Origin of the sequence: Myxococcus vastator, assembly GCF_010894475.1 — a bacterium.
GTDB classification, from domain to species: domain Bacteria; phylum Myxococcota; class Myxococcia; order Myxococcales; family Myxococcaceae; genus Myxococcus; species Myxococcus vastator.
Window position 1 is genome coordinate 1 of sequence record NZ_JAAIYB010000014.1, and the last position, 24,520, is coordinate 24,520.

Sequence of the window (24,520 nt, forward strand, 5' to 3'; positions counted from 1 at the left end):
GGGCCGCGGTGGCCCGGCGGCTCGTCCGGGAGGGCGCGAAGGTGGCGCTCTGTGCCCGCGGGGCGGAGCGGCTGGAGGCCACCGCCGCGGCCCTGCGCGCCGAGGGTGGAGACGTGCTCACCGTCCAGGCCGACGTGTCGCGTGCATGGGAAGTGGAGCACTTCGTGGATGCCGCCCACGCGCGCTTCGGGCGCATCGACGGGCTGGTGAACAACGCGGGCACCGCGGCGGGCCGGCCCTTCGCCTCGGTGAGTGACGCGGAGTGGGAGGCGGACCTCCAGCTCAAGGTCTTCGCGGCGATTCGCGCCTCGCGGCAGGCGCTGCCCTTCCTGAAGGAGTCGGGGAGCGGCGCCATCGTCAACGTGCTGGCCATCGCGGCGAAGACGCCGGGCGCCAACTCCACGCCGTCGTCGGTGTCTCGCGCGGCGGGGCTCGCGTTGACGAAGGCGCTGTCCAAGGAGCTGGGCCCCCACGCCATCCGGGTGAACGCGGTGCTGGTGGGCATCATCGAAAGCGGCCAGTGGGCGCGCCGTGCCAAGGAGGCGGGCAAGCCCGTGGAGTCCTTCCAGCAGGAGATGGCGCGTCACGCCGGGATTCCGCTGGGCCGGGTGGGGAAGGCGGAGGAGTTCGCGGACACCGTGGCCTTCCTGCTGTCGCCCCGCGGTGGCTACATCACCGGCGCGGCCATCAACGTGGATGGGGGCCTTTCCGCGGCCGTCTGATGTCCCTTCGTCAGGAACGGGCCGGGTGCCCGTGTGTGGACGGTGAAGACGGCTTCGCGCCGTCTGGCGACCGCGGCTGCTGACCCCGGGTCCCTCATCTCTCCGTCACGTCCCCCTGGCAGGTCCGCGCTCGGACCCCGGGGCATTCCTGAGTTGGGTCATGCAGCCGAAACTGAACCGGCTTCTCCGGGCGCTCGCCCGCGAGGGGCTCGAGGTGGCCTATGACGGCCGCCTCTATTCCGTCCGCCTCCTGGGTGACGCCCACGCGCCGCCCGCCGAAGTCCTCCTCCCACCGGACCTGCCCGTGGAGGGCAAGGCCTTCCAACAGCTCGCCCAGCTCGCGGCCCTGAGACACCCCGGTGGTGGCGAGGTGCTGCGGGTACGCGCCACGCCCGACTTCCACCCGGGAGACTCCGGGGTGGCCATTGGCTCGGTGCTCCACACGCGCGGGCTGGTGGTGCCTGGCGCCATTGGCACCGACATCAACTGCGGCATGCGGCTGCACGTCGCGGACCTCTCCGTGGAGGACTTCCTGGCGAAGCGGTCGGCCTTCGTCGAGCGGATGAAGGGCCACTACTTCTTCGGCACGCGCGACGTCACCATGGGCTCGCGGGCCTCCGAGGCGCTGCTACGCGACGGCGTGCAGGGGTGGCTCCTGGAGACGATGGAGCAGCCGCTGGGGTGCGCGGGCCGGGCCGACCTGGCGCAGCTCGACGCGGAGGTGTCGCGCATCCACCTGGGCGGCGGGCTGAAGGGCCATCCGCGCTGGGCGCCCGAGTCCTTCACGCGCGAAGGTCTGGTGCGCGACGCGGGGCTGGCCACCATTGGCGGCGGCAACCACTTCGTGGAGGTGCAGCGCGTGGAGGCCGTGGAGGACCGGGCGCGGGCGTGGGGCTGGGGCGTGCGCGAGGGCCAGCTCGCCTTCATGATTCACTCCGGCAGCCGGGACGTGGGCAAGCACGTGGGCGTCGCCTGGCAGGACCGCGCGCGCCAGGCGTGGCCCGCGGGCACGCCGCTCCCGGCCAGCGGCATCCTCCCCCTGGGTGACGCGCGGCTCGTCGCCGAATACCTGGAGGCGGAGGCGACGGCGGCCAACTACGCCTTCCTCAACCGCCTGCTGCTGGCGGAGCTGCTGCGCCAGACGCTCCGGGAGCTCTTCGGGGACGTGGAGGCGCCGCTCGTCTACGACGTGCCTCACAACCTGACGCTGCCCTACGAGGGCGGCTGGCTGGCGCGCAAGGGCGCGTGCCCGGCGGGGGCGGAGCAGCCCGTCATCATCCCCGGCTCCATGGGCGCCACGTCCTTCCTCATGGTGGGGTGTGGGGACGCGCGGGCGCTGGAGTCCGCGTCGCATGGGGCGGGGCGCGCGCGCTCCCGCTTCTCCCTGTCGCGGGGCGGCGCGGACCAGAGCGAGGCCGCCCTGGGGCTGACGGGCGTGGACTGCATCGCCCTTCGCGCGGAGCGCCGCGTCGAGGAAGCGCCCGTGGCGTACAAGCCCATCCGCCCGGTGGTGGACGCCCAGGTGGAGGCCGGCATCGTCCGGGAGGTGGCCCGGCTCTCCCCGCTGCTCACCTTCAAGGCCTGAGCGGGGAGGGGGACACGTCATTTCACTTGGCGTGCTCCCCTGTCTCCGGGTGGAATGGCCGCGCGGCGGGCCCACTGCCCGCACGGCAGCTCACGCGGCATCGAGGGGAACTGGGGACCATGGAGAACACCTACGGAACGATGAACTCGCCCGGCGGCGCGGGCGCGAAGGAGGCCGTGTCGCTGCCGGCCATCCTGCTGATGGTCCTGTCCGCCATCACCGTGCTGCTGGGGCTCGTCAACGTGCTCCAGGCCTTTGGTGGAGCGGACCCCGCCGTTGAGCAGATGCTCGAGGACCCCAACCTGCCAGAGGGCGCCCGGCAGTTCCTCGCGGGGATGACGACCACGGGCGGCAAGCTGCTGTTCGCGCTGCCCTCGCTGGTGCTCAACGGCATCGTCTTCTTCGGCGCGCTGAAGATGAAGAACCTGCAGAGCTACGGGCTGGCGATGGCCGCCGCCATCATCTCCGTCATCCCCTGCTGCGGCCCCTGCGCCTGTCTGGGCATCCCCGTGGGCATCTGGGCCCTGGTGGTGCTCAACAAGCCCGAGGTGAAGGCGGCCTTCACCTAGCCGCGGCGCCAGGCTGGCCACCGCCCCAGGGCCGTGGCCGGCCGCTGCTTCTGCATCCGCACGCACGCCAGCTGGACGTCGACCGTGAGGGGACGCCGGGCGGAGTGGACGGAGGCATAGCCGTGCCGCTGGTAGAAGTGTTCGGCGTTCAGGCTGGCATCCAGCCCCAGCAGCGCCGCGCTGCCCCGCCAGACGGCGGACTCCAGGGCCGACAGCAGGGCAGGGCCCACGCCATGGCCCGCCTCGTCCGGCACCACGTACAGCGCTTCCAGCTCACCCAGCGCCGCGTCCACCTGGCCGAAGCCCACCGCGCGCCGGCCGCGCTCCGCCACCAACACCGTGCGCGGACGCTCCGGTCGCAGGTAGCCCTCTGGTGTCAAGAGCCGCACCCAGGTGCTCACCTCGTGCGGCGCGTACGCGCGCGGGCACAGGGCTTCCACGGCCAGGGTGTGGATGCGCCACAGCGTGCGGCGGTCGGACTCCTTCGCGGGCCTCAGGAGGAGTCCGTCCGCGCCCATGGCCGCCTCAGGTCACCTTCATGCCCTTGGGAATCACCACGACGCCCCCGGGCGTGACGTGGAAGCGCCGCCGGTCCTCCACCGGGTCGAACCCGATGGTCATCCCCGGCGGAATCTCCACGTTCTTGTCGATGATGGCCCGGCGGATGCGGCAGCGCCGGCCGATGGTGACGTTCTCGAACAGGAGGGAGTCCTCCACCTCCGAGTACGAGTTGACGCGCACCTTCGGAGACAGCACCGAGCGCCGCACGCTGCCGCCGGAGATGATGCAGCCCTCCGCCACCAGCGTGTCCATGGCGTGGCCCACGCGGTGGTTCTGCTCGTCCGCGAAGACGAACTTCGCCGGCGGGTAGTTGTTGGGCTGGGTGTGGATGGGCCAGCGGTCGTTGTAGAGGTTGAACGTCGGGTCCACGTCCACCAAGTCCATGTTGGACTGGTAGTAGACGTCGATGTTCCCCACGTCCCGCCAGTAGCCGCGCTCCTTGGCCTCCTGGCCGGGGACCTCGTTCTGGGCGAAGTCGTACACGTACACCGGCGCGCGCTTGTACAGCTCGCTGATGATGGACTTGCCGAAGTCGTGCGCGCTCGTCTCGTTCGCCGCGTCCCGCACCACCTCCTGCACCAGCACGTCGGTGGAGAAGAGGTAGTTGCCCATGGAGGCCAGGCACATCTTCGGGTTGCCCGGCATGGGCGGCGGGTCCTTGGGCTTCTCCAGGAACTGCAGCATCCGCCCGTCCGGCCCCACGTCGATGATGCCGAACTCGCGGCCCTGTTCAATCGGGACGGGAATCGCGGCCACCGTGCACGCGGCCTTCTTCGCGCAGTGGAAGTCCAGCATCTGCCGCGTGTCCATCCGGTACACGTGGTCCGCGCCGAAGACGAAGATGTAGTCCGGCTCCTCGTCGGTGATGATGTTGAGGTTCTGGTAGATGGCGTCCGCGCTGCCCTTGTACCAGTCCACTCCGGTGCGCATCTGCGCGGGCACGGGCTCCACGTAGTGGCCCAGGAACGCCGTCATCCGCCAGGCTCGGGACAGGTGGTTGTTGAGCGAGTCGCTCTTGTACTGCGTCAACACCTTCATCCGGTACACGCCGGAGTTGGCGAAGTTCGAGAGAACGAAATCGATGATGCGGTAGCGGCCGCCGAAGGGGACAGCGGGCTTCGCGCGCTCGCGCGTCAGGGGCTCCAGGCGCGTGCCAGCGCCTCCAGCCAGAATCATCGCCAGGACTTTGGACATAGGTGCTCCGGACGTTAGCCGTCCCCGGGAGGCCGGCAAGGGCACGTGTGCCTGCCTGCCAGCCATCGTTGAGTGCCGAACCGCCTGTTCAGGTGGCCTGACCGGCGCTGGACGTCCCGATGCCTCGGGTCGCCGCGCCTCGCCGCGCCTGGCCGCCGCCCCGGGCGCATGTGGGAGAAACGCCGCCAAGGGCCGAAGAACCGGCCCCGGCTGCGTTGCATGGCGTCTGCCGAGGCTATCGTGCTAGCCTCGTTTCCGATGGCCGGCGACGAAACCCGCGTCACCAAGATCTCAACGCTCAACGTGCATGCCGACCGCAGCACGGAGTGTTGTCTCGTGCAGATTCACGGCCCGGAGCTCGGCAAGAAGTACCTCATCGAGGATGCCGAGCTCACCATCGGGCGGGATCAGCACAACCACATCGTGGTGGACCTGGACAACGTGTCCCGCCGCCACGCCCGGATTCTAGGGCGTGGGGGGAAGATGCTCGTTGAAGACCTGGGCTCCACCAACGGCACCTTCCTCAATGACCAGGAAGTGCTTCAGGCCTCGCCGCTGCGCAGCGGGGACCTGGTCAAGGTCGGAGGCTCCATCTTCAAGTTCCTCGATGGCGACAACATCGAGACCCAGTACCACGAGACCATCTACACGCTGACCATCGCGGACGGCCTCACCGGCATCAACAACAAGAGGTACTTCCTGGAGTACCTCGAGAAGGAGATGGGCCGGTCCTCGCGTTATCAGCGCACCCTCACGCTGATGATGTTCGACATCGACCACTTCAAGCAGATCAACGACGTCCACGGCCACCTCGCCGGGGACTACGTGCTGCGGGAACTGGCCCAGTCCATCAAGCGCCTGGTGCGCCGCGAGCAGTGCTTCGCCCGCTACGGCGGCGAGGAGTTCGCCGTCGTCCTCCCCGAGGACGGTCTGGACAAGGCGCGCCTGTTCGCGGAGAAGATTCGCCGGCTCGTCGCGGAGAAGTCCTTCGTCTACGACGAGAAGGAAATCCCCGTCACCATCTCCATTGGCGTGGCCGAGCAGACGTCGGACATGCTGGAGCCCACGCACTTCATTAAGGTGGCGGACGCCAACCTGTACAAGGCGAAGAAGTCGGGCCGCAACCGCGTGGTGGGCTAGGCCGTGGCCACCAGCGCAAGCGAGGCGGGTCCGTCCTTCCTCTCGCGGTTGGTGCTCGTGCTCCTGGGCTGCGTCTTCCTCGGCGCGGCCTGGGTGTGGAGCCACCGCTCGGAGCCCTGGGCCGCGCGCCTGGTGGACAACGCCCAGCGCACGGTGGGCGTGCCGCGGCGCTAGCGGTGAAGGGCGGGAGTCCGGAGGCTCCCGCCAGCGTCCCGCTCAGGTGTTCTCGCGCAGCTCCGCCAGCCGGCCCTTGGTGCCTGGCAGGCTCTGGGGCGGCATCTTCCCGTAGATGTGCTGCACCGTCTCGGAGAGCGTCTCCTGGATGTCGCGCGCGCGGAAGCCGAGCTCGGCCTCCGCCTTGGACGCGTCCAGCCAGAACCAGTGCTCGCCGATGTCGATTTCCTGCGGGTCCAGCGTCGGCGTGGTGCCGCGCACCTTGGCCCAGCGCTCCAGCAGCTTCCCGCCGAGCACGTTGACCTTGGAGGGCAGCTTCAGCTTCGGCGCGGGCACGCCGGACAGGCGCTCCAGCCGCTGGAAGAAGTCCTTCATGGACAGATTCACGCCCATGAGGTGACGGCCGTACACCTCGCCCCGGGTGAGCGCCTGGACGAAGGCGTCCGCCGCGTCGCGCGCGTCCACGAAGGAGATGCCGCCGCCCGGCATGGCTGGCAGCTCGCGGTTGAGGAACTTCACCACCGTCCACGTGGAGGACAGCCGGTCATCCCCGGGCCCCATCAGCAGGCTGGGGTTGAGCACCACCAGGGGAATGTCGTGCTTGCGGCAGTACGCGAGCGCCAGCTTCTCCTCGTAGATTTTCGACAGGTAGTAGGGCCACCGGCCCACCACCGGAATCGGGTAGTCGGCGCGCTCGTCGTGGACCTGCGCCTCCTTCGACACCGCGATGGTGCCGGAGGTGGAGGCCAGCACCACGCGCTTCACGCCGGCCTCGCGCACGTCCCGCAGCAGCTCGCGGGTGCTGTCCACGTGCAGCTCGAACATCTTCCGCGCGTCCTTCGGCTGGAAGGAGACGAGCCCCGCCAGGTGGTAGACGGCGTCCACGCCCTCCAGCGCGCGGCGCACCACGTCCCGGTCCTTCAAGTCACCAGGGACGTACTCCGTGCCCGCGTAGGGCGCGCCCGAAGGCCGTGAGCGGCCGATGAGCCGCACCTCGTGGCCCGCCGCCACCAGCCTGGGCACCAGGTGCGTGCCCAGAAAACCCGTGCCTCCCGTCACCAGCAGCTTCACGAGTCCTTCCCTTCCGTGGACGTGGTCGCGCGAGGCGTGGCCCCGGCCCGAGGCGGGTCCACGCGCTCCAGGCTCAGCACCCGGCCGTCGCGCAGCGCCCGCATCGAGTCCTCGGCGATGCGCGTGACGTAGCGGTAGCCCTCCGAGCGCGCCATGCCCTGCACCCGCGTGCGCAGGTCCGCGTGGCCCAGCACCGGACCGATGTTCACCCGCAGGGGCGTCTTCGTCTTGGGCAGCACGCTGCCCTTGGGCAGCGCGTCGAAGGCGCCGCCGATGTACAGCGGCAGCACGTCCATGTTGAAGGTGAGCGCCAGGTAGCCCAGCGTGGACTTGAACTCCATCAGCTCCCCGGTGGTGGAGCGCGTGCCCTCCGGGAAGATGAGGACGTTGAAGCCCTGCCGCAGCGCCTCGCCCGCCATGCGCAGCGACTCGCGCAGCGAGCCCTGCCGTTCGATGGGCACCAGGTTGGTGAAGTTCTCGAACCAGGCGCGCTTGAGCGGCGTGTTGAAGAAGTAGTCGCGCGCCGCCAGGGACACCAGCCGCTCGCCCTGGTCACCCAGCGCCGTGCGGACCAGGCCCGCGTCCAGGTGGCTGGAGTGGTTGGCGATGACGATGAAGTTGCGGTTGCGCGGGATGAAGGGCTTGCCCGTCACCTTCACGTCGAACACGCCGCCGTAGAGCACCTTCTGCCCGAAGGACATCAGCTGCCGGCCCACGTCCGCCACCACGTCGGGCACCGGAATCTCCACCTCTTCCGCGCGCGCGTTCTCCTTGGAGATTTCCTTCGCCCGCGTCTCCACCGAGGGGCGCTTGCCGGAGGACGCCACCACCTTGCGCAGGTCCTCCACCGTCTGCACCTGCGTCAGGTCCTCCACGGCGGGCAGCGGCACGCCGGCCGCCTCCAGCGCGGAGGACAGCTCGGTGAGCATCAGCGAGTCGAAGCCGAGGTCCCCGCTGAGCAGCGCGTCCGGACGCACGTCGGACACCGGCCGGTGGCTGACCTCCGCGATGAGCGGGAAGAGCCAGTCCGCGACGCCGCCCGTGGCGGGGTTGGCCGCCTTCTCGCGCGCCTTGCTGGCGCTGGCCGCCATGCGCTCCTGGCGCTTGAGCTCCTCCACCACCTGCTTGCGCTTCACGCTGCGCTTGGCGGTGCGGGGCAGCTCGCCGTCCCACAGGCGCAGCACCTTCACGCGCCGGTAGAAGGGCATGCCCGCGCTCACCTTGCGGAAGTGCTCCTCCAGCTCGCGGCGCACCTCCTCGCGCGGGCGGTTCGCGTAGTCAGGCACGCACAGGCACGCCACCTTCTCGCCGCCCGCGTCGTCGGGCAGGCCGACGATGGACAGCTCCTGGATGTGCGCGTGGTCCTGGTACAGCTCCTCCAGCTCGTCCGGGTAGATGTTCTTCCCGTTGTGGTCGATGATGACGTCCTTCGCGCGGCCCGCCAGGTACAGGTGGCCCTCCGCGTCCAGACGTCCCAGGTCGCCGGTGTGCAGCCAGCCGTCCTTGAGCACCGCCTCGGTGGCCTCGCGGTCGCCGAAGTAGCCGGGCATGACGTTGGGGCCCTTGGCCAGCACCTCACCCAGCCCGTCGTTGTCCGGGTTGAGGATGCGCAGCTCGATGCCGGGCAGCGCGCGGCCCACCGTTCCAGGCTGGCGCTTGTTGCCGGGCTTCGTCACCGCCAGCACCGGTGCGGCCTCCGTCAGGCCGTAGCCCTCCGTGATGTTGAAGCCCAGCTCGTGGAAGGCCTTGTGCACGTCGTCCGGCAGCGCCGAGCCGCCCGACACGATGACCTTGATGCGCCCGCCGAACTTGCGGTGCACCGGCCAGAACAGCAGCTTGCCCAGGTTGATGTTGTTGCGGTTGCGCAGCTCGCCGTGGGTGGCCATCAGCGCCTTGAGCGCCTGTTCGATGAACGGCGGGCGGCTGGCGAACTCCTGCGTAATCTTGCGGTGCAGGAGCTGCCACAGCGCCGGCACGCCCACCATGGCGGTGATGCGGCCCGTCTCGAACACTTCACCCAGCCGGTCCGACGTCAGCTCGTCGATGTACGTGATTTCCGCCCCGCGCCAGAACGGGGTGAGGAAGCCGGAGGCGAACTCGAAAGTGTGGTGCAGCGGCAGCACGGACAGCACACCGTCGCCCACGCCGATGTCGAAGGTCCCCGCCAGCTTCGCCACCAGCGCGGCGAAGTTGCGGTGGGTGAGCATGACGCCCTTGGGCGTGCCCGTGGTGCCGGAGGTGAAGATGATGCTGGCCAGGTCGTCCGCCGCGGCGGACTTGCGCACCGGCCCGATGCGGTCCGGGTGCGCCGGGTCGCCCGTCATCGCCTCCGCGAGGCTGGCCACGGTGACGCCGTCACCCAGCGCGGTGAAGAGGCCGGGGAAGTCCCGGGCCGCGTCTTCGGAGACGAGGCACGCGCGCGCGTCCGCCCGGCGGGCGATGTTGACCAGCTCCGCCTCGCTCAAGCCCGGGTCCACCGGAACGACGGTGGCGCCCGCGCGCAGGATGCCGAAGTAGCTGATGCCCCACTCGGGCCGGTTCTCCGACACCAGCAGCACGCGGTCGCCGTGCTTGATGCCCGCGGCCAGCAGGAAGCTGCCCACGCGCGCGGCGTAGCGGTGCACCTCGCCGTAGGTGAAGCGCTCCTCCTTCTCACCCGCCACCATGCGGAAGGCCACGCGGTGCCGGTACGCGTGCACCGTGGCTTCCATCAGCTCCAGCAGGTCGCGGTGCGCGGGGATGACGGTGCGCTTCTCGCGCTCCGACTCCATGCCCGGGAACACCCACTTCTCCAGGCCGGGGAGGTGGGTCCCCAGGAAGTACTCGCGCCAGTCGATGTGCTCCGGGTCCCAGGGCACCTTCATCCGGTCCGCGTGCGCCATGCGCGCGTAGACGGAGCGCGTGTTGTCGCAGCGGAAGACGTAGCGGTTCTCGTAGAGGAAGGGGAGGAACAGCTCCGTCAGGGCGATGATGCCCTGGGCGTTGCCGTCCACCTCGTCCAGCGACACCTTCGCCTTGTCCAGCATCGCCTGGACGGCCGGGGCGCCCCAGGCGGGTCGCACCTCGTCGATGGTCTTCTTCAGGAAGCGCGCGCCGCGCAGCAGCATGGGCGCGCTGAACAGCTCGAACTCCCTCTTGCTGACCGGCTGCGGCTCGACGCGCGAGCGCAGCTTGTTCAGCAGCGCGTTGCCGGACTCGCGGTTGCGGTAGTAGCGCCGCCGGTACAGGCCCACCAGCTCCACGGAGCGGCCGGCGTAGAAGGGGTTCTCGTCGCCGGAGGCGAGCTGGTAGATGCGCCGCTCCTCCACGTCCATGGCATGCGCGGTGATGCCAATGGTGGCGCCCGCCACCTGGTCCACCGGGATGATGTCCAGGATGGTGTTTTCGCCCGCGGGGATGCCGCCGGGGCCCTTGATGCCCGCGAAGGCCAGGGGCGCGGAGGTGGTGAAGCCCTCGTTCCAGCCGGGGAAGGGGAAGTGCCGCGCGCTCTCCACGATGGAGGGCCGGACGATGGAGTAGCGCAGGCCCGGCGTGGCCGCGAGCACCTGCTCGCCCAGGGACTTGGTGTACGTGTACGTGTTGGGCCAGCCCCAGTGGGCGGCGCGCTCCATGCCGGCGCGCACCAGCTCGCCGCTGAGCCACAGCTTGCGCTCACGGCCCACCGCCAGCCGCAGCGTCTTCTCGTCGTTGGGGTCGCGGCCTTCTTCTTCCAGCCGGTCCAGCGCCTTCTTGCGGAAGGTGGACGTCAGGGCCCGGTCATCCGCCTGCTCGCGCAGCCGCGCGACGATGCGCGCCGCGTCCTGCAGCTCCTGCTCCAGGCTGAAGTCGCGGCCGTCCATCTCCTCCCGCTTGGGGAAGTAGCCGCGAACCTCCTCGTCTTCAAAGACGAGCCCGCTGCGGTTGCCGGCCACGAAGGCCGTGGACATGTGAATCAGCGGGACGGACCAGCGCAGCGCCAGCGCCGCGGCGAACTTCAGGCCGTGGGTGTTGACGTTGAGGCCCACCTCCAGCGACGGGTTGAAGGACACCAGCCCCGCGCAGTTGATGAACGCGTGCACCTTGCCGGTGAGCGCCTCCACCTGGGGCTCTTCCAGGCCCATCCACGGGTCGGTGATGTCGCCGTCCAGCACCTCCACCTTCTGGCGGATGAAGGCCAGCGCGCCTTCATCCCCCAGGGTGTCGCGCAGCGGCTGGAAGGGCTCGCTGGTGGCCACCTTGTCGAAGAAGCGGCGCTCGGCGGACGCGGCGCTGCCCTTGCGGACCAGCACGTACACCTTGTCCAGGTCCTGCCCGTAGCGGGTCAGCAGCATGGACAGCGTCACCTTGCCCACGAAGCCGGTGGCGCCCGCGAAGAGCAGGCGCTTGCCGGTGAAGGTCTGGGTGACGTTCAGCTCGGGAAGGGCGGCCATGGGCGTCCTCACTTCACGTCCACCATCACCGTGGGCGCGATGCGCAGCAGGCTGATGGAGGCCGAGCGGCCCATGAACCCGCGGGCCTCTTCAATGGCCTCGGTGAGCGTGTCGGTGCGCTCCCAGCCCATCAAGGCGGGGACGTGGTTGTTCTCCGCGCCCGCGACGATGACCTTGCCCACGTGCTGGCGGCCATTCTCGCCCCAGTACCACATGTAGAAGGGGTGCACGCCGTGGTAGGCGTTGCCCTTGCGGTACAGGTGCACGTAGCTGGGGTTCTCCGCGAACTCGCGCTCGTACTTGTGCTCCAGCTTCATGGAGTCGCGCGTCTCCGGCAGCAGCCGGTGGAAGAATTCGATGTAGCTGGGGTGGTGCTCCGGGTCGAACTCGTCGTAGGCCGGGTGCAGGAGGATGAGCACGCCGCCCTTCTTCACCAGCGGCACGCCGCGGTTCAGGTTGTAGAAGTAGCCCAGCCCCATCACCTGCACCAGCAGCGGGTTGAGGATGGAGTTGACGCTGTACGGGGAGATGAACGGGATGGGGAAGATGACGATGTCGCTCTGTCCCTCCACCGGCACCACGTACTGCTTGTAGCTCGTCTCCAGCGTCTTCTGGTGCGTGGGCTCCGTCGCGCCGGCGTAGACACCCGTGACGTCGTAGGGCGCGGGGATGGAGTTGAGCACCTTGCGCGCCGCGGCGCGCGGCACCTTGGACAGCGCGAAGCGCATGGCCTGGAACTTCAGCCGGTCCGCCTCCGTGTAGTCCTCTTCCTTCTTCGCCAGGAAGTCGGTGGGGCCGCCGAACATGCGGTTGTTCAGCGCCGTCTCGATGTGGAAGACCTTCAGGTGCTTGTCGATGTTGCGCCCGATGCGCTCGTTGCTCTTGTAGAGCGCGCTCGTCTTCGGCTCCATGTAGCTGTCGGAGGCGCGGATGGTCTTCGGGTTGTGGTGGTGGCGCAGCGACGCGTAGTTGGACACGCCGGTGCCCATGGACTTGTGCCCGCCGTTCATGGGCACGAAGTTCACATTCACATAGACGATGAGGTCGCTCTCCGCCACGCGGCGGTTCACCGACACCTCTTCACCGTGGGACGTGCGCTCCAGCGCGACCATCCCGTCCGGGTCCTCGGCGTCGTGGTTGTAGTAGCGGTCCGGGTAGTAGGCGTCGAAAATCTTCTCGCCCACCATGCGCTTCATCTCGCCCTCCGTCATCCGGCGGTGCAGGGCGTTGGCGATGATGAGGTGCACGTCGTCCACGCCGCTGTCGGCGGCCAGCTCCAGGACGATTTCCAGGATGGTCTGCCGCACGTCCGGCGTCACCATGGGCGGCAGCGGCACGCTGATGTCGTCGATGACGCACGTCAGGCGCATGCCCGGCTTGAGCAGCGCGTGCAGCGGCTCCATGCCCTCCGGGTGGTTGATGGCGTAGCGGATGGCGGCCTTGACGTTGGGCACGCCGGCCAGGGGCGGGCGCGGGAAGATGACGCGCGTGCCGACCGGCAAATCCTCTTGCAGGAAGTTCTCACCGTGGAACAGCACGCGCGGGGGGCTGCCCTTCTCGGTGATGACGACCTGGCTTTCCTCGTCGTACAGCTTCTGGAGCGTCTTGAACGGGCGCATGGCGTGGGGGCTCTTACTTGAGGTCGAGGATGGGCCAGTTGTAGGCGCGCGCGATGGAGCGCAGCCGCAGGTCCGGGTTCACCGCGGTGGGACGGCCCACCACCGCGAGCATCGCGTAGTCAGAGGCGCTGTCGGAATAGCCGTGGCACTTGTCCAGCGACAGGCCTTCCCGGGTGCAGTAGGCGCGGATGGCGTTCGCCTTGTTCGCGCCTTCGATGATGGGCGGAATCACCTTGCCCGTCGCCTTGCCGCCCACGAACTGCATCTTGTTGGCGATGAGGTCGTCGGCGCCCAGGTGGCGCGCCAGCGGGCGCATGGTGAAGTCCAGCGCGCCGGTGACGAGCACGATCTTGCAGCCGCTGCGACGGGCCTGGTCGATGAGGTCCTGCGTCTGCTCGAAGAGGGCGGGCTGCAGCACGTCCTCGAACATGTCCTCGGCGATGGTGACCAGGCGGTCTTCGCTCAGGCCCGCGTAGTAGCGGTAGAAGAACTCGTTGAACGTCTTGCGGTCCACCGCGTCCATGACACCGAAGAGCGGCACGCTGAGGGCGGTGCTCAGGGTCCGCCCCGCGATGCCCAGGACGGAGCCGCGGTTCATCGCGTAGTACGCGTAGACGTGGACGACGTTCGTCTTCACGAGCGTCCCGTCGACATCGAAGAAGGCGGCTTTCGAGGGCATGGGGCTGCGGGCTTCCTGACACTTCGAGGGGGTGGAGGTCAACGATGCCGGGAGTCTGGCGCGCCTCCCGGCGGCTCGGGGAAGAAGGGCTAGAGCCAGCCTTGCTCCTGGTACCACCGCACGCTGCGACGGATGGAGTCCGCCAGGTCACGCCGGGGGTGAAAGCCCAGCAGCCGCTCGGCCTTGGCCCCGGAGCACGTCCAGGCAGGCGCCAGGAGCTGCTTCGCCAGCTTCCGGCTCAAGGCCAGCTTGCGGCCCGTCAACTGGGACACCCCGTCCGCCGCCGTGGCCAGGGCCTGGAGCACCGCGGGGGGCACGCGCACCGTGCGGGGCGTGAGCCCCAGGGCTTGCGCACCCAGGTCCTGCACCTTCTCCAGGGACAGGGGCTCGCCGGGGCCCGCGCAGAAGAAGGCCTCGCCAAGGGCCGCGGGGTGGGTGGCCTGCAGCAAGAGGACATCCACCACGTCCTCCACATCCACCATGGTCAGCGGGCGGGGGCCGCCGGACAGCTCCAGCCGGATGCCGCGCTGGGCCATCTTGAAGAAGGGGAGGTTCTCCCGGTCCCCGGGCCCCAGGATGCGCGGCGGCCGGGACACCGTGACGGGCAGCCGGTCTCCATAGGAGAAGGCGATGCGCTCGGCCTCCGCCTTGCTCTCCCCGTACCATTCGTGGGGGTGGAAGCCGTCCTCCTCCACGTGCGGCCGGGTGGGCGTGGACGGACCGCAGGCGGCCAGCGAGCCCGTGAGCACCAGCCGGGGGCGGTGCCCCGCGGCCACCATGGCCTCGCACAGGTGGCGGGTGCCCTCCGCGTTGACGCGCATGAAGTCGTCTCGTGTCGCGCCGCGGCGAGCGCCCGCCAGGTGGAAGACGACGTCCTGCCCCGCCACCGCGGCGGCCAGCGTGGAGGGCACCGTCACGTCGCCGTCCACCCGCGCATGGGTCACTCCCGCGAGCCCCGAGGCGTCACCTCCCGGGCGCAACAGGCATGTCACGCTGTCTCCGCGCGCGGCCAGGGCCTTGGCCAGCCACGTCCCCAGGAAGCCGCCTGCACCAGTGATGAGGGCTCTCATGAAGGGGTTTCATCCAAAAAAACACACCACGACCGCAAGGAGAATCCGGCGGCCGTTCGGGGGCTGATCCACGCCGACAAGGGTTTCCCCCAGGGCCCCAAGCGCTCCGGAGCCTGATTTTCGGGCTCCGGACGCGCTCCGAAGCGCGGGCGCGAGAGGGGGCCGAACGCTCCGGAGGCTGATTCTCGGGCTCCAGCCGCGTTCCCCGAGGGGCGCTCAGAGGGAAAAACGCAGGAGAGGGCTGTTTTTCGGGCTTGGGCGTGCTACTTCTACGCCGCATCGGCTCTCGCTTCACATAAGCAAAGCCGTACAACGTCCCCTTCGGAGGGGAGGAGACTCAAGACGAATGGCCGCCAAGAAAGCTGCTGCGAAGAAGGCTCCCGCCGCGAAGAAGGCTCCCGCCGCGAAGAAGCGCACGCCGAACGCGTCGTTCATGAAGGAGATGACGCCGTCTGCCGCGCTCGCTGAGATCGTCGGCGCGAAGCCGCTGCCGCGCACCGAGGTTGTCAAGAAGCTCTGGGCCTACATCAAGAAGCAGGGCCTGCAGGACGCGAAGAACAAGCGGCAGATCAACGCCGACGACAAGCTCAAGCCCATCTTTGGTGGCAAGAAGAGCGTCACCATGTTCGAGATGACGGCGCTGGTGAACAAGCAGCTGAGCTGAGCATTGGCCGGGGTCTCCCGGTGGCCGTACTCGGGGCTCGCCGCGACAAGCGGCGGGCCCTTTGCATTTCCAGGGGTTGGCGTGTCGGCGCGGAGCGTTGGATAGAGGGCGGACGCGTTTCTGTATGCTGGCGGTCGGCGCGTGGGCGGCCTACCTCTGGGCCCCATGTTGCTCGACGCCTTGGAAGAAGAGGGGTCCGCCTCGAATGGGGCGGGTGGCGCCACGATGACGGCGGAGGCCCTGGCCGAAGGGCTCTACGCTCGCGTCCAGGCAGACTTGGAGTCGCGTCCGCACACGCCCCTGTCCACGTACCGCGTGCAGTTCCACCAGGGCTTCACCTTCGAGGACGCGCGACAGGTGGTGCCGTACCTGGCCCGCCTGGGGGTGAGCGACCTCTATGCCTCCCCCTACCTGAAGGCCACGCCCGGCAGCACGCACGGCTATGACTGCGTGGACCACCAACAATTGAACCCCGAGGTCGGAACGCCCGAATCGCACGCGGCGCTCTGCGCGTCGCTGCGTGCGCGGGGCATGGGGCAGGTGCTGGACGTGGTGCCCAACCACATGGGCATCGAGCGGGACAACCGCCTGTGGTTCGACGTGCTGGAGAACGGCCCGTCCTCCGTCTACGCGAAGTTCTTCGACGTCGACTGGGCGCCGGTGAAGGAGGAACTGCGTGACAGGGTGCTGCTGCCGATTCTGGGGGACCAGTACGGCATCGTCCTGGAGCGCGGGGAGCTGAAGCTGTCCTTCCGCGAGGGCGCCTTCTTCCTCCATTACTACGAGCACCTGCTGCCGGTGGCGCCGCGTCAGTACGCCCGCATCCTGCGCCATGGCCTGGAGCGGCTGGAGTCGCGGCTGGGGGGGGAGCACCCCGGCATGCTGGAGTTCCTGTCCATCCTCACCGCCATCGACTACCTGCCCTCGCGCACGGAGGTGGAGCGGCCGAAGGTGGTGGAGCGCCACCGGGAGAAGGAGGTCATCAAGCGGCGGCTGGCCGCGGTGACGGCGGAGTTCCCGGAGGTGCTGGCCTACATCGAGGACAACGTCCGCGTCTTCAATGGCGAGCCGGGCAACCCGCACTCGTATGACTTGCTGGACTCGGTGCTGACGGCGTGCAGCTACCGGCTGGCGCACTGGCGGGTGGCGGGCGAGGAAATCAACTACCGGCGCTTCTTCGACATCAACGGCCTGGCCGCGCTGCGCGAGGAGGACCCGGACGTCTTCCAGGAGGCGCACGCGCTCATCTTCCGCTGGCTGCGCGAGGGGCTCGTCACGGGGCTGCGCATCGACCACCCGGATGGCCTCTTCGACCCGACCGCCTACTTCCTGGACCTGCAGGAGGCGTACTTCGTGGAGCGGGCCCACGCGCTGTTCCTCCAGACGCATGCGGAGGATGACACGCGCTGGTCGGCGGTGGAGTCCAGCTTGCGCGAGCGGTGGCGCGCGGAGGTGACGCAGCAGCCGGACAGCCCGCTGCGCAAGGCGCTGTACGTGGTGGTGGAGAAGATTCAGGGCGGCCGTGAGCGCATGCCTGAGTCCTGGGCCGTGCACGGCACCACCGGCTACCGCTTCGCCAACGCGGTGAGCGGCCTGTTCGTCCAGCCGGACGCGGAGAAGGCGCTGTCGGAGACGTACGAGCGCTTCGTGGGAGGGCAGGCGGACTTCGCCGAGCTCGTCTACCAGAAGAAGCTGCTCATCATGCGCGTGTCCATGGCCAGCGAAATCAACGTGCTGGCGCACGAGCTCAACCGCATCTCGGAGATGAACCGGCGCACGCGCGACTTCACGCTCAACTCGCTGCGGCGGGCGCTGGTGGAGTTCATCGCCCTGTTCCCCGTGTACCGCACCTACGTGGACGGCTGGCGCCCGGAGCTGGACGGGCGGGACGTGCAGTACATCGAGTGGACCATCCAGCGCGCCAAGGTGCGCAACGCCACCACCAACGCGTCCATCTTCGACTTCCTGCGCGACGTCCTCCTGCGCCGCTACCCGGAGCACACCGACGCGCGCGAGCGGGCGGACATGCTGCGCTTCGCCATGAAGCTGCAGCAGGTGACGGGGCCCGTCATGGCCAAGGGCCTGGAGGACACCGTCTTCTACATCTACAACCGGCTGGTGAGCCTCAACGAGGTGGGCGGCGAGCCGGAGCGCTTCGGCGTCCACGCCAACACCTTCCACCTGCGCAACCAGGAGCGCGCGGAGCGGTGGCCGGCCAGCCAGCTCACCTCCAGCACCCATGACACCAAGCGCAGCGAGGACGTGCGCGCGCGCATCAACGTGCTGACCGAGGTGCCGGAGGAGTGGCGCAAGCGGGTGAGGAAGTGGGCCCGCCAGACGGAGAAGGCGGTGTCCCAGCTGCCGTCCGGCCCGGCGCCCACTGCCAATGACATGTACCTCTTCTTCCAGACGGTGGTGGGGGCGTGGCCCATGGGCGACACCCACTCCGCGGAGGCGCTGGCGGACTTCCAGCGCCGGGTGCGCGAGTACATGGGCAAGGCCATCAAGGAGGCCAAGGTCCGCACCTCGTGGACCAACCCCGACAGCACCTATGACGACGCGGTGGCGCGCTACGTGGACGCCTGCTTCGATTCGAAGGTGACGGGCGCCTTCCTGGCGGACGCGCGGGACTTCAAGCGCTCCATCGAGCGCGCGGGACAACACAACGCGCTGGGGCAGCTGCTGCTGAAGCTGGCCTCTCCTGGCGTAGTGGACACCTACCAGGGCTCCGAGCTGTGGGATTTGTCGCTGGTGGACCCGGACAACCGGCGGCCGGTGGACTTCGCGCTGCGCGCGCGGCTGCTGGAGACGCTGGACGCGGAGGCGGAGCAGGACCGGGCCGCGCTGAGCGGGCGGCTGGCGGCGAACCTCGAGGACGGCCAGGTGAAGCTCTACGTCCTGACGGAGGCCCTGCGGCTGCGCCAGCGGCAGGCGGCCCTCTTCCGGGAGGGCGGCTACCGGGCGCTGGAGCTGACCGGCGACCGGGCGAAGGCGGCGGTGGCCTTCGCCCGAGAGCACGGCGACGCCGTGGTGGTGGCCTGCGCGCCGCGCTACACCCTGTCCGCCCTGCAGGGCCCCGAAGGGCTGGCGGGGGCCTACGGCAGCACGTTCCTGGACCTTCCGGAGGCATATGCGGGCATGATGTTCCGCGATGTGTTCACCGGACGTCAGGTGCGGCCCGAGCGTGGACCGGGTGGCGCGGTGCTGCCCCTGGGGCCGCTCCTGGCGGAGTTTCCGGTGATTCTGCTGGAGAGGAGCGCCGGATGAGGAGGGCCGAGGTGCTTCCAGGGAAGCCGTATCCCCTGGGCGCCACGTTCGACGGGCACGGGGTCAACTTCGCCGTATTCAGCGAGCACGCCAAGCGGGTCGAAGTCTGCCTCTTCGACCCGGAGGACCCCACGAAGGAGACGCGCCGCTTTCCCCTGCTGGAGAACACCCACCAGGTGTGGCACGGCTACGTGCCTGGGGTGGCCGCCGGGGCCCTCTACGGGCTGCGCGTGCACGGGCCCTACGAGCCGAAGAAGGGGCTGCGCTTCAACCCCCACAAGCTGCTGGTGGACCCGTATGCCCGGGCCATCCACGGCCAGGTGGACTACCAGGCCCCCATCTACGCCTACACGCCGGGCGCCAAGGAGGACGACCTCGCGTTCGACACGCGGGATGACGCGGCCGCCGTGCCCAAGGGCGTGGTGCTGGGCGCGGACACCTTCGACTGGGAGGGAGACGCTCCGCCCCGCGTGCCGTGGCACGACACGCTCATCTACGAAGTCCACGTGAAGGGCTTCACCAAGCTGCACCCGCGCGTCCCGGAGGCGCAGCGGGGCACCTACGCGGGGCTGGCGCACCCGGCCAGCATCGAACACCTGAAGCGGGTGGGCGTCACCGCGGTGGAGCTCCTGCCCATCCAGCACATCGTCGACGAGCCCTTCCTCATCCAGCGCGAGAAGGTCAATTACTGGGGCTACAACACGCTGGGGTACTTCGCGCCGGACGCGCGCTACAGCGGCTCGGGGTCGCTGGGCGGGCAGGTGGACGAGTTCAAGCGCATGGTGAAGCAGCTGCACCGCGCTGGCATCGAGGTGCTGCTCGACGTCGTCTACAACCACACCTGCGAAGGCAACCACCTGGGCCCCACGCTGTCCTTCAAGGGCGTGGACAACGCGGCGTACTACCGGCTCACGGAGAAGGACCCGCGCTACTACCTGGACTTCACCGGGTGCGGGAACTCGTGGAACGCCACGCACCCGTACGCGCTGAAGCTCATCGCCGACTCCCTGCGCTACTGGGTGGAGGAGCTGCACGTGGACGGGTTCCGCTTCGACCTGGCCACCACGCTGGGGCGGGACAGGCACGGCTACGACACCCGCGCCGCCTTCTTCCAAATCATCCACCAGGACCCGGTGCTCAGCCGGGTGAAGCTCATCTCCGAGCCCTGGGACGTGGGCGACTTCGGCTACCAGGTGGGCAACTTCCCGGTGCTGTGGAGCGAGTGGAACGGCAAGTACCGCGACACCATCCGCCGCTACTGGAAGGGCGATGACCGGCAGGCGGCGGAGATTGGCTACCGCCTCACCGGCAGCTCGGACCTCTTCTCCCTGTCCGGCCGCAAGCCCACCGCGAGCGTGAACTTCGTCACCGCGCACGACGGCTTCACGCTGCACGACCTCGTCACGTACAACGACAAGCACAACGAGGCGAACGGCGAGGAGAACCGCGACGGCGCCAACGACAACCACTCCTGGAACTGTGGGGTGGAGGGCGAGACGGCGGACGCGAAGATCAACGCCCTGCGCGAACAGCAGAAGCGCAACTTCCTGGCCACGCTCTTCCTGTCCCAGGGCGTGCCCATGCTGGTGGCCGGCGACGAGATGGGCCGCACGCAGCAGGGCAACAACAACGCCTACTGCCAGGACAACGCGCTGTCGTGGGTGGACTGGGAGCTGAACGACACGCAGCGCGCGCTGCTGGACTTCACCTGCGCCCTGACGAAGCTGCGGCGCGAACAGCCCGTGCTGCACAAGCGGCGCTTCTTCCGCGGCGCCCATATGTGGGACAGCGAGCTGAAGGACCTGGCGTGGTTCCGGCCCGACGGCAAGGAGATGCGCAAGGACGACTGGGAGAAGCCCTACGTGCGCTCCCTGGGGTTCCTGCTGGGCGGTGACGCCATCGCCGCGCCGGACGACGAAGGAAACCGGATTGTGGGGGACACCGTCCTGGTGCTGATGAACGCCCACCACGAGCCCATCACCTTCATGCTGCCCGCCATCGAATGGGGCGCGGACTGGGAGCTGGTGGTGGACACCGCGCTGGCGGGGGAGTCGCCGCGCACGCACACGCCGGCGGGGGGCACCGTGCAGGTGGCGGGCCGCTCCCTGGCGGTGCTGCGCCGCCCGGCCACGGAATAGCCCTCCGAGGGGCCGCACGGGGCCCGCTGGACGAAAGCAGGAGGTCCAGCGGGTTTCACGCGGGGGTCGACGCCCGGGCATCCCGCCGGTAGGGTGCGCCCCGCCGTCCCCTGCAACAGGATTGCTACGTGAACACGCAAGTCGCGCTCTGGGTGGGTTTCAACGTCTTCGTCCTCGCGATGCTCGCGATGGACCTCGGGCTGTTTCATCGCAAGGACCATGCGGTGACGCCGAAGGAGGCGGGCCTCTGGACGCTGGTGTGGATTACCCTCAGCCTGATTTTCTGCGCGGGCATCTGGCACTACCAGGGGCCCACCGTGGGGCTCCAGTGGTTGACGGCGTACGTGGTGGAGTACGCGCTCTCCGTCGACAACCTCTTCGTCTTCCTGATGGTGTTCAGCTACTTCCGGGTGGCGCCCGAGCACCAGCACCGGGTGCTCTTCTGGGGCATCCTGGGCGCCTTCGTCATGCGCGCTGCCCTCATCATCGCCGGCACGGCGCTGGTGAAGCAGTTCCACTGGCTCATCTACCTGTTCGGCGCGTTCCTCGTCTTCACCGCGGTGAAGATGCTGGTGTCCAAGGACGAGGAGATCGACCCGGAGCAGAAGGGCATCGTGAAGTTCGCGCGCCGGGTGCTGCCGGTGGCGCGGCTGGGTGACGGCAGCCGCTTCCGGGTGACGGAGGATGGCCGGCGCAAGTTCACGCCGCTGTTCATCGTGCTGCTGGTGGTGGAGGCCACGGACCTGCTCTTCGCGCTGGACTCCATCCCCGCGGTGCTGGGCATCAGCCAGGACGCCTTCATCATCTACACGTCCAACGTGTGCGCGATTCTGGGCCTGCGCTCGCTGTTCTTCGTCGTGTCCAGCCTGATGGACAAGTTCCACTTCCTGAAGGTGGGCCTGAGCGCGATTCTGGGCTTCGTGGGCGTGAAGATGCTCATCACCTTCTTCGACATCCACGTCCCCATCGGCATCTCCCTGGGCGTGATTGCCGGCGTGCTGGTGGCGGCCATCATCGCCTCGCTGGTGTGGCCGAAGCAGCCGGAGCCCGGACAGGACCGCGAGAGCGCCAAGACGTAGGCAAGGCGCCGGGCCGCCAACCCGGCGTTTTCCTTGCAAGTGGCCGCCGTTACCGCCAAATCTGGGGGCATGTCCTCCAGCGCCACCACTGACGGCATCCGCATCACCGTGAAGCCCGCCTACTGGCCGGAGCGCAGCGCTCCAGAGTCCGGGCAGTTCGCCTTCATGTACACGGTGGAGATCGCCAACGAGGGCGACGCGCCGGCGCAGCTCAAGGCGCGGCATTGGGTCATCACCGACGCCACGGGCAAGGTGGAAGAGGTGAAGGGCGAGGGCGTGGTGGGCCGCCAGCCCCACCTGGGGCCCGGAGAGCGGTTCGAGTACACGAGCTGGGCCATGCTGCGCACGCCCTTCGGCACCATGCGCGGCACCTATGACATGGTGCGGCCGGACGGCACGCACTTCGACGCGCGCATCGCCGAGTTCGCGCTCACCCTCCCCAACTCCCTGCACTGATGCCAACGCCCACCTCGAAGCGAGGGTTGCTGCTCGTCAACCTGGGGACGCCGGATGCGCCTCATGCGGGGCCGGTGCGCCGCTACCTGCGCGAGTTCCTCAGTGACTCGCGCGTCATCGACATCCACCCGCTGGGCCGCTGGGCGCTGCTCAACCTCATCATCCTCCCGGTGCGTCCGGCGAAGAGCGCGGAGGCGTACCGCAAAATCTGGATGAAGGAGGGCTCGCCGCTGCTCGTGTACAGCCAGGCCCTGGCGGCCCAGGTGGCCGAGCGGCTGGCAGGGGAGTACGAGGTGGTGCTGGCCATGCGGTATGGCTCGCCCTCCATCCCCGACGGCATCGCGGCGCTCAAGGCGCGCGGCGTGTCGGAGTTCACCGTGCTGCCGCTGTACCCGCAGGAGGCCGCGTCCTCCACCGCGTCCTCGCTGGCGCGCACCTACGAGGTGCTGGCCCAGTCCTGGGACGTGCCCTTCGTGCGCGCGGTGCCGGCCTTCTTCGAGCACCCGGGCTTCCTGGACGCCTTCACCGCCGTGGCGCGGCCGGTGATTGACGACGCGCGCGCCGACTACGTCCTCTTCAGCTTCCACGGCCTGCCGGAGCGGCACATGCGCAAGAGCGACCCCACGGGGACGCACTGCCTGTCCACCGCCTCGTGCTGCGACGCCATGACGGACGCCAACCGCCACTGCTACCGCGCGCAGAGCTACGCGACGGCGCGGGGGCTGGCCCAGCGGCTGGGACTGCCGGCGGGCGGGTGGAGCGTGTCCTTCCAGTCACGGCTGGGCCGCACGCCGTGGGTGAAGCCGTACACGGACGTGGTGTTGCCGGAGCTGGCGAAGCAGGGCGTGAAGCGCCTGGCGGTGATGTGCCCGGCCTTCGTGGCGGACTGCCTGGAGACGCTGGAGGAGATTGGCCTCCGGGCGCGGGAGCAGTTCCTGGAGGCGGGAGGGGAGGCGCTGACGCTGGTCCCCTCCCTCAACGCCCACCCGGCCTGGGTGGACGCCGTGGTGCGCATGGTGCGCGAGTCGGACGGGCCGCCTACTGCTGTGGCTGGGCCGTCGGCGTCGGCGGCGACTCCACCGCGGTGAGGCGCAGCTTCAGGGCGCCGGCGGGCACCTGGAGCGCGGCGGTGGGGAAGCCGCCCTTCGTCACCGAGGTGACGGTGCCTTCCCAGGAGCGCCACCGCCCGGCCTTCACCAGGAACTCGCCGCGGCCGGTGATGCGCACCTCGGCGCTGGCGCTGCCCTCAGGCGTGGCTCGGGGCCGGGGGCGCTCCGAGTCGTCCGCCTCCGCGTCCTCCTCCGCGGCGCGCGCGGGCGAGGTGGGGGGCGCGTCCTTCGCGAGGACCTTGCCGGCCAGCTTCTCGGAGAGGTCGTACTCCAGCGTGGCCACCTGCTCGCCCCCGTCGGCGGGCGTCAGGCTGGCGAGCTTCACGCGGTTGATTCGCTCGGGCTGGTCGGCCTGGAACTGGGGCCCCAGCGCCTCCACGCGGATGAGCTCGGTGCCGAGCGACCACGTATCACCGGTGCCGACCGCATCTCTGGGCAGCTCCAGCACCAGGGTGGCGGTGTTGCGGGTGGCGCCCTGCAGGCCGTCGAGCACGAAGCCGCGCTCGCTCAGCGTGGCCGTGTCCGCGTCGGCGTTGGCGTTGGCGTCGCGGCCCACGGGGATGACGCGGAGGCGGTAGTCACCCGAGTCGGTCCGCTCCATGAAATAGGTGACGGGACCGGGGAGGGCCACGGCGACGGAGGCGGGCTTCTCCTTGCCCTTCCCCCGGGCGCTCTTGGGGCGCGTGTCTTCCTCGGTGCTGGCGGGCGCGCCGCCGGTGCGCTCGATGTCGAGCCGGTACGACGTGGGCGCGCCCTGGGCAATCTTCCAGCGGAGGACCACCTTCGAGGGGTCCACGGGCGGCTCCGCTGCGGCGACGGGAGCGGCCTCCGCGGGAGGCGGAGCGTCCTTCATCCCCGGCGGGCGGGGAATGGGCTCCATCTTCCCACGGGGCTCCTCCTTGCACGCGGTCAGTGACAGGGCGACGACCAGACCAAACACGCTTTGCTTCACGCGGGGACGCTCCTTGGCAGCCTTGGTGGGATATCGAAGCAGGCGAGGTCATTCAAGTACGT

At 69.3% G+C, this 24,520-nt stretch carries 19 protein-coding genes; 11 read left to right on the forward strand and 8 right to left on the reverse strand.

Annotated elements, in window-relative coordinates; genetic code table 11:
- From G4D87_RS02455 to G4D87_RS02465, 3 genes are all read left to right on the forward strand, one after another.
- Positions 1-722 (forward strand): SDR family oxidoreductase (locus tag G4D87_RS02455; RefSeq protein WP_163778133.1); only part of this gene is annotated, 722 nt, incomplete at its 5' end.
- Positions 723-882: 160 nt separating this feature from the next.
- Positions 883-2,307 carry an RtcB family protein gene (locus G4D87_RS02460; protein ID WP_163778136.1) on the forward strand — a complete coding sequence of 475 codons (1,425 nt, stop codon included), beginning with the start codon at positions 883-885 and terminating at the stop codon, positions 2,305-2,307.
- Between the two features lie 119 nt (positions 2,308-2,426).
- Complete coding sequence (locus G4D87_RS02465) at positions 2,427-2,876, forward strand: hypothetical protein (protein WP_240357957.1); 450 nt, start codon at positions 2,427-2,429, stop codon at positions 2,874-2,876.
- Here the strand turns inward: G4D87_RS02465 and G4D87_RS02470 are convergent.
- Positions 2,873-3,394, reverse strand: coding sequence for a GNAT family N-acetyltransferase (locus tag G4D87_RS02470; protein ID WP_163778141.1), 522 nt, complete (start codon positions 3,392-3,394; stop codon positions 2,873-2,875). The genes G4D87_RS02465 and G4D87_RS02470 overlap by 4 nt on opposite strands.
- A gap of 7 nt (positions 3,395-3,401) precedes the next feature.
- Positions 3,402-4,631: a glucose-1-phosphate adenylyltransferase gene (glgC, locus tag G4D87_RS02475; RefSeq protein WP_163778143.1), complete on the reverse strand. Its 1,230-nt coding sequence runs from the start codon at positions 4,629-4,631 to the stop codon at positions 3,402-3,404.
- Positions 4,632-4,889: 258 nt separating this feature from the next.
- Here glgC and G4D87_RS02480 point away from each other — a divergent pair, with 258 nt between their 5' ends.
- Positions 4,890-5,771, forward strand: a complete 882-nt coding sequence (locus G4D87_RS02480) for a GGDEF domain-containing protein (RefSeq protein WP_163778145.1) — start codon at positions 4,890-4,892, stop codon at positions 5,769-5,771.
- A gap of 3 nt (positions 5,772-5,774) precedes the next feature.
- Positions 5,775-5,945: a hypothetical protein gene (locus tag G4D87_RS38800; protein WP_176409140.1), complete on the forward strand. Its 171-nt coding sequence runs from the start codon at positions 5,775-5,777 to the stop codon at positions 5,943-5,945.
- A gap of 42 nt (positions 5,946-5,987) precedes the next feature.
- Here the strand turns inward: G4D87_RS38800 and G4D87_RS02485 are convergent, their stop codons facing one another.
- The 5 genes from G4D87_RS02485 to G4D87_RS02505 all read right to left on the reverse strand — a co-directional run bounded on the left by G4D87_RS02485 (position 5,988) and on the right by G4D87_RS02505 (position 14,793).
- Positions 5,988-7,016: an NAD-dependent epimerase/dehydratase family protein gene (locus G4D87_RS02485; RefSeq protein WP_163778146.1), complete on the reverse strand. Its 1,029-nt coding sequence runs from the start codon at positions 7,014-7,016 to the stop codon at positions 5,988-5,990.
- Positions 7,013-11,425 carry an AMP-binding protein gene (locus G4D87_RS02490; protein WP_163778148.1) on the reverse strand — a complete coding sequence of 1,471 codons (4,413 nt, stop codon included), beginning with the start codon at positions 11,423-11,425 and terminating at the stop codon, positions 7,013-7,015. The genes G4D87_RS02485 and G4D87_RS02490 overlap by 4 nt, the downstream gene beginning before the upstream one ends.
- Before the next feature lie 8 nt (positions 11,426-11,433).
- On the reverse strand, positions 11,434-13,044 hold the full coding sequence (gene larAH / locus G4D87_RS02495; RefSeq protein ID WP_163778151.1) for an NPN-dependent hydroxyacid isomerase, LarAH14/15/16 family: 1,611 nt from the start codon (positions 13,042-13,044) through the stop codon (positions 11,434-11,436).
- Positions 13,045-13,057: 13 nt separating this feature from the next.
- Positions 13,058-13,723, reverse strand: coding sequence for an HAD family hydrolase (locus tag G4D87_RS02500; RefSeq protein WP_163778154.1), 666 nt, complete (start codon positions 13,721-13,723; stop codon positions 13,058-13,060).
- Between the two features lie 89 nt (positions 13,724-13,812).
- Complete coding sequence (locus G4D87_RS02505; RefSeq protein WP_163778157.1) at positions 13,813-14,793, reverse strand: NAD-dependent epimerase/dehydratase family protein; 981 nt, start codon at positions 14,791-14,793, stop codon at positions 13,813-13,815.
- A gap of 346 nt (positions 14,794-15,139) precedes the next feature.
- Here G4D87_RS02505 and G4D87_RS02510 point away from each other — a divergent pair, with 346 nt between their 5' ends.
- The 6 genes from G4D87_RS02510 (at position 15,140) to hemH (ending at position 23,485) form a co-directional block, all read left to right on the forward strand.
- Positions 15,140-15,457: an SWIB/MDM2 domain-containing protein gene (locus tag G4D87_RS02510; protein ID WP_011551643.1), complete on the forward strand. Its 318-nt coding sequence runs from the start codon at positions 15,140-15,142 to the stop codon at positions 15,455-15,457.
- 165 nt (positions 15,458-15,622) lie between these two features.
- Positions 15,623-18,724, forward strand: a complete 3,102-nt coding sequence (gene treY / locus G4D87_RS02515) for a malto-oligosyltrehalose synthase (RefSeq protein WP_205507389.1) — start codon at positions 15,623-15,625, stop codon at positions 18,722-18,724.
- Positions 18,721-20,862, forward strand: coding sequence for a glycogen debranching protein GlgX (gene glgX, locus G4D87_RS02520; protein ID WP_163778160.1), 2,142 nt, complete (start codon positions 18,721-18,723; stop codon positions 20,860-20,862). The genes treY and glgX overlap by 4 nt, the downstream gene beginning before the upstream one ends.
- 128 nt (positions 20,863-20,990) lie before the next feature.
- Positions 20,991-21,941: a TerC family protein gene (locus G4D87_RS02525; protein ID WP_163778163.1), complete on the forward strand. Its 951-nt coding sequence runs from the start codon at positions 20,991-20,993 to the stop codon at positions 21,939-21,941.
- A 69-nt stretch (positions 21,942-22,010) separates the two neighbouring features.
- A complete protein-coding gene (apaG, locus tag G4D87_RS02530) occupies positions 22,011-22,397 on the forward strand; it encodes a Co2+/Mg2+ efflux facilitator ApaG/CorD (RefSeq protein WP_163778166.1) in 387 nt (128 codons plus the stop codon).
- Positions 22,397-23,485: a ferrochelatase gene (gene hemH, locus G4D87_RS02535; protein ID WP_163778169.1), complete on the forward strand. Its 1,089-nt coding sequence runs from the start codon at positions 22,397-22,399 to the stop codon at positions 23,483-23,485. The genes apaG and hemH overlap by 1 nt, the downstream gene beginning before the upstream one ends.
- Here the strand turns inward: hemH and G4D87_RS02540 are convergent.
- Positions 23,436-24,458: a hypothetical protein gene (locus G4D87_RS02540; protein ID WP_163778172.1), complete on the reverse strand. Its 1,023-nt coding sequence runs from the start codon at positions 24,456-24,458 to the stop codon at positions 23,436-23,438. The two genes, hemH and G4D87_RS02540, sit on opposite strands and share 50 nt — an antisense overlap.
- Positions 24,459-24,520 lie beyond the last annotated feature (62 nt).

Bases quoted from the DNA above. Each gene is read 5' to 3' on its own strand.
- G4D87_RS02460 (WP_163778136.1), top strand. From the start codon at position 883: ATGCAGCCGAAACTGAACCGGCTTCTCCGGGCGCTCGCCCGCGAGGGG.
- hemH (WP_163778169.1), top strand. From the start codon at position 22,397: ATGCCAACGCCCACCTCGAAGCGAGGGTTGCTGCTCGTCAACCTGGGG.
- G4D87_RS02480 (WP_163778145.1), top strand. From the start codon at position 4,890: ATGGCCGGCGACGAAACCCGCGTCACCAAGATCTCAACGCTCAACGTG.
- apaG (WP_163778166.1), top strand. From the start codon at position 22,011: ATGTCCTCCAGCGCCACCACTGACGGCATCCGCATCACCGTGAAGCCC.
- glgC (WP_163778143.1), bottom strand. From the start codon at position 4,631: ATGTCCAAAGTCCTGGCGATGATTCTGGCTGGAGGCGCTGGCACGCGC.
- glgX (WP_163778160.1), top strand. From the start codon at position 18,721: ATGAGGAGGGCCGAGGTGCTTCCAGGGAAGCCGTATCCCCTGGGCGCC.
- treY (WP_205507389.1), top strand. From the start codon at position 15,623: ATGTTGCTCGACGCCTTGGAAGAAGAGGGGTCCGCCTCGAATGGGGCG.
- G4D87_RS02500 (WP_163778154.1), bottom strand. From the start codon at position 13,723: ATGCCCTCGAAAGCCGCCTTCTTCGATGTCGACGGGACGCTCGTGAAG.
- G4D87_RS02510 (WP_011551643.1), top strand. From the start codon at position 15,140: ATGGCCGCCAAGAAAGCTGCTGCGAAGAAGGCTCCCGCCGCGAAGAAG.
- larAH (WP_163778151.1), bottom strand. From the start codon at position 13,044: ATGCGCCCGTTCAAGACGCTCCAGAAGCTGTACGACGAGGAAAGCCAG.
- G4D87_RS02490 (WP_163778148.1), bottom strand. From the start codon at position 11,425: ATGGCCGCCCTTCCCGAGCTGAACGTCACCCAGACCTTCACCGGCAAG.
- G4D87_RS02505 (WP_163778157.1), bottom strand. From the start codon at position 14,793: ATGAGAGCCCTCATCACTGGTGCAGGCGGCTTCCTGGGGACGTGGCTG.
- G4D87_RS02465 (WP_240357957.1), top strand. From the start codon at position 2,427: ATGGAGAACACCTACGGAACGATGAACTCGCCCGGCGGCGCGGGCGCG.
- G4D87_RS02470 (WP_163778141.1), bottom strand. From the start codon at position 3,394: ATGGGCGCGGACGGACTCCTCCTGAGGCCCGCGAAGGAGTCCGACCGC.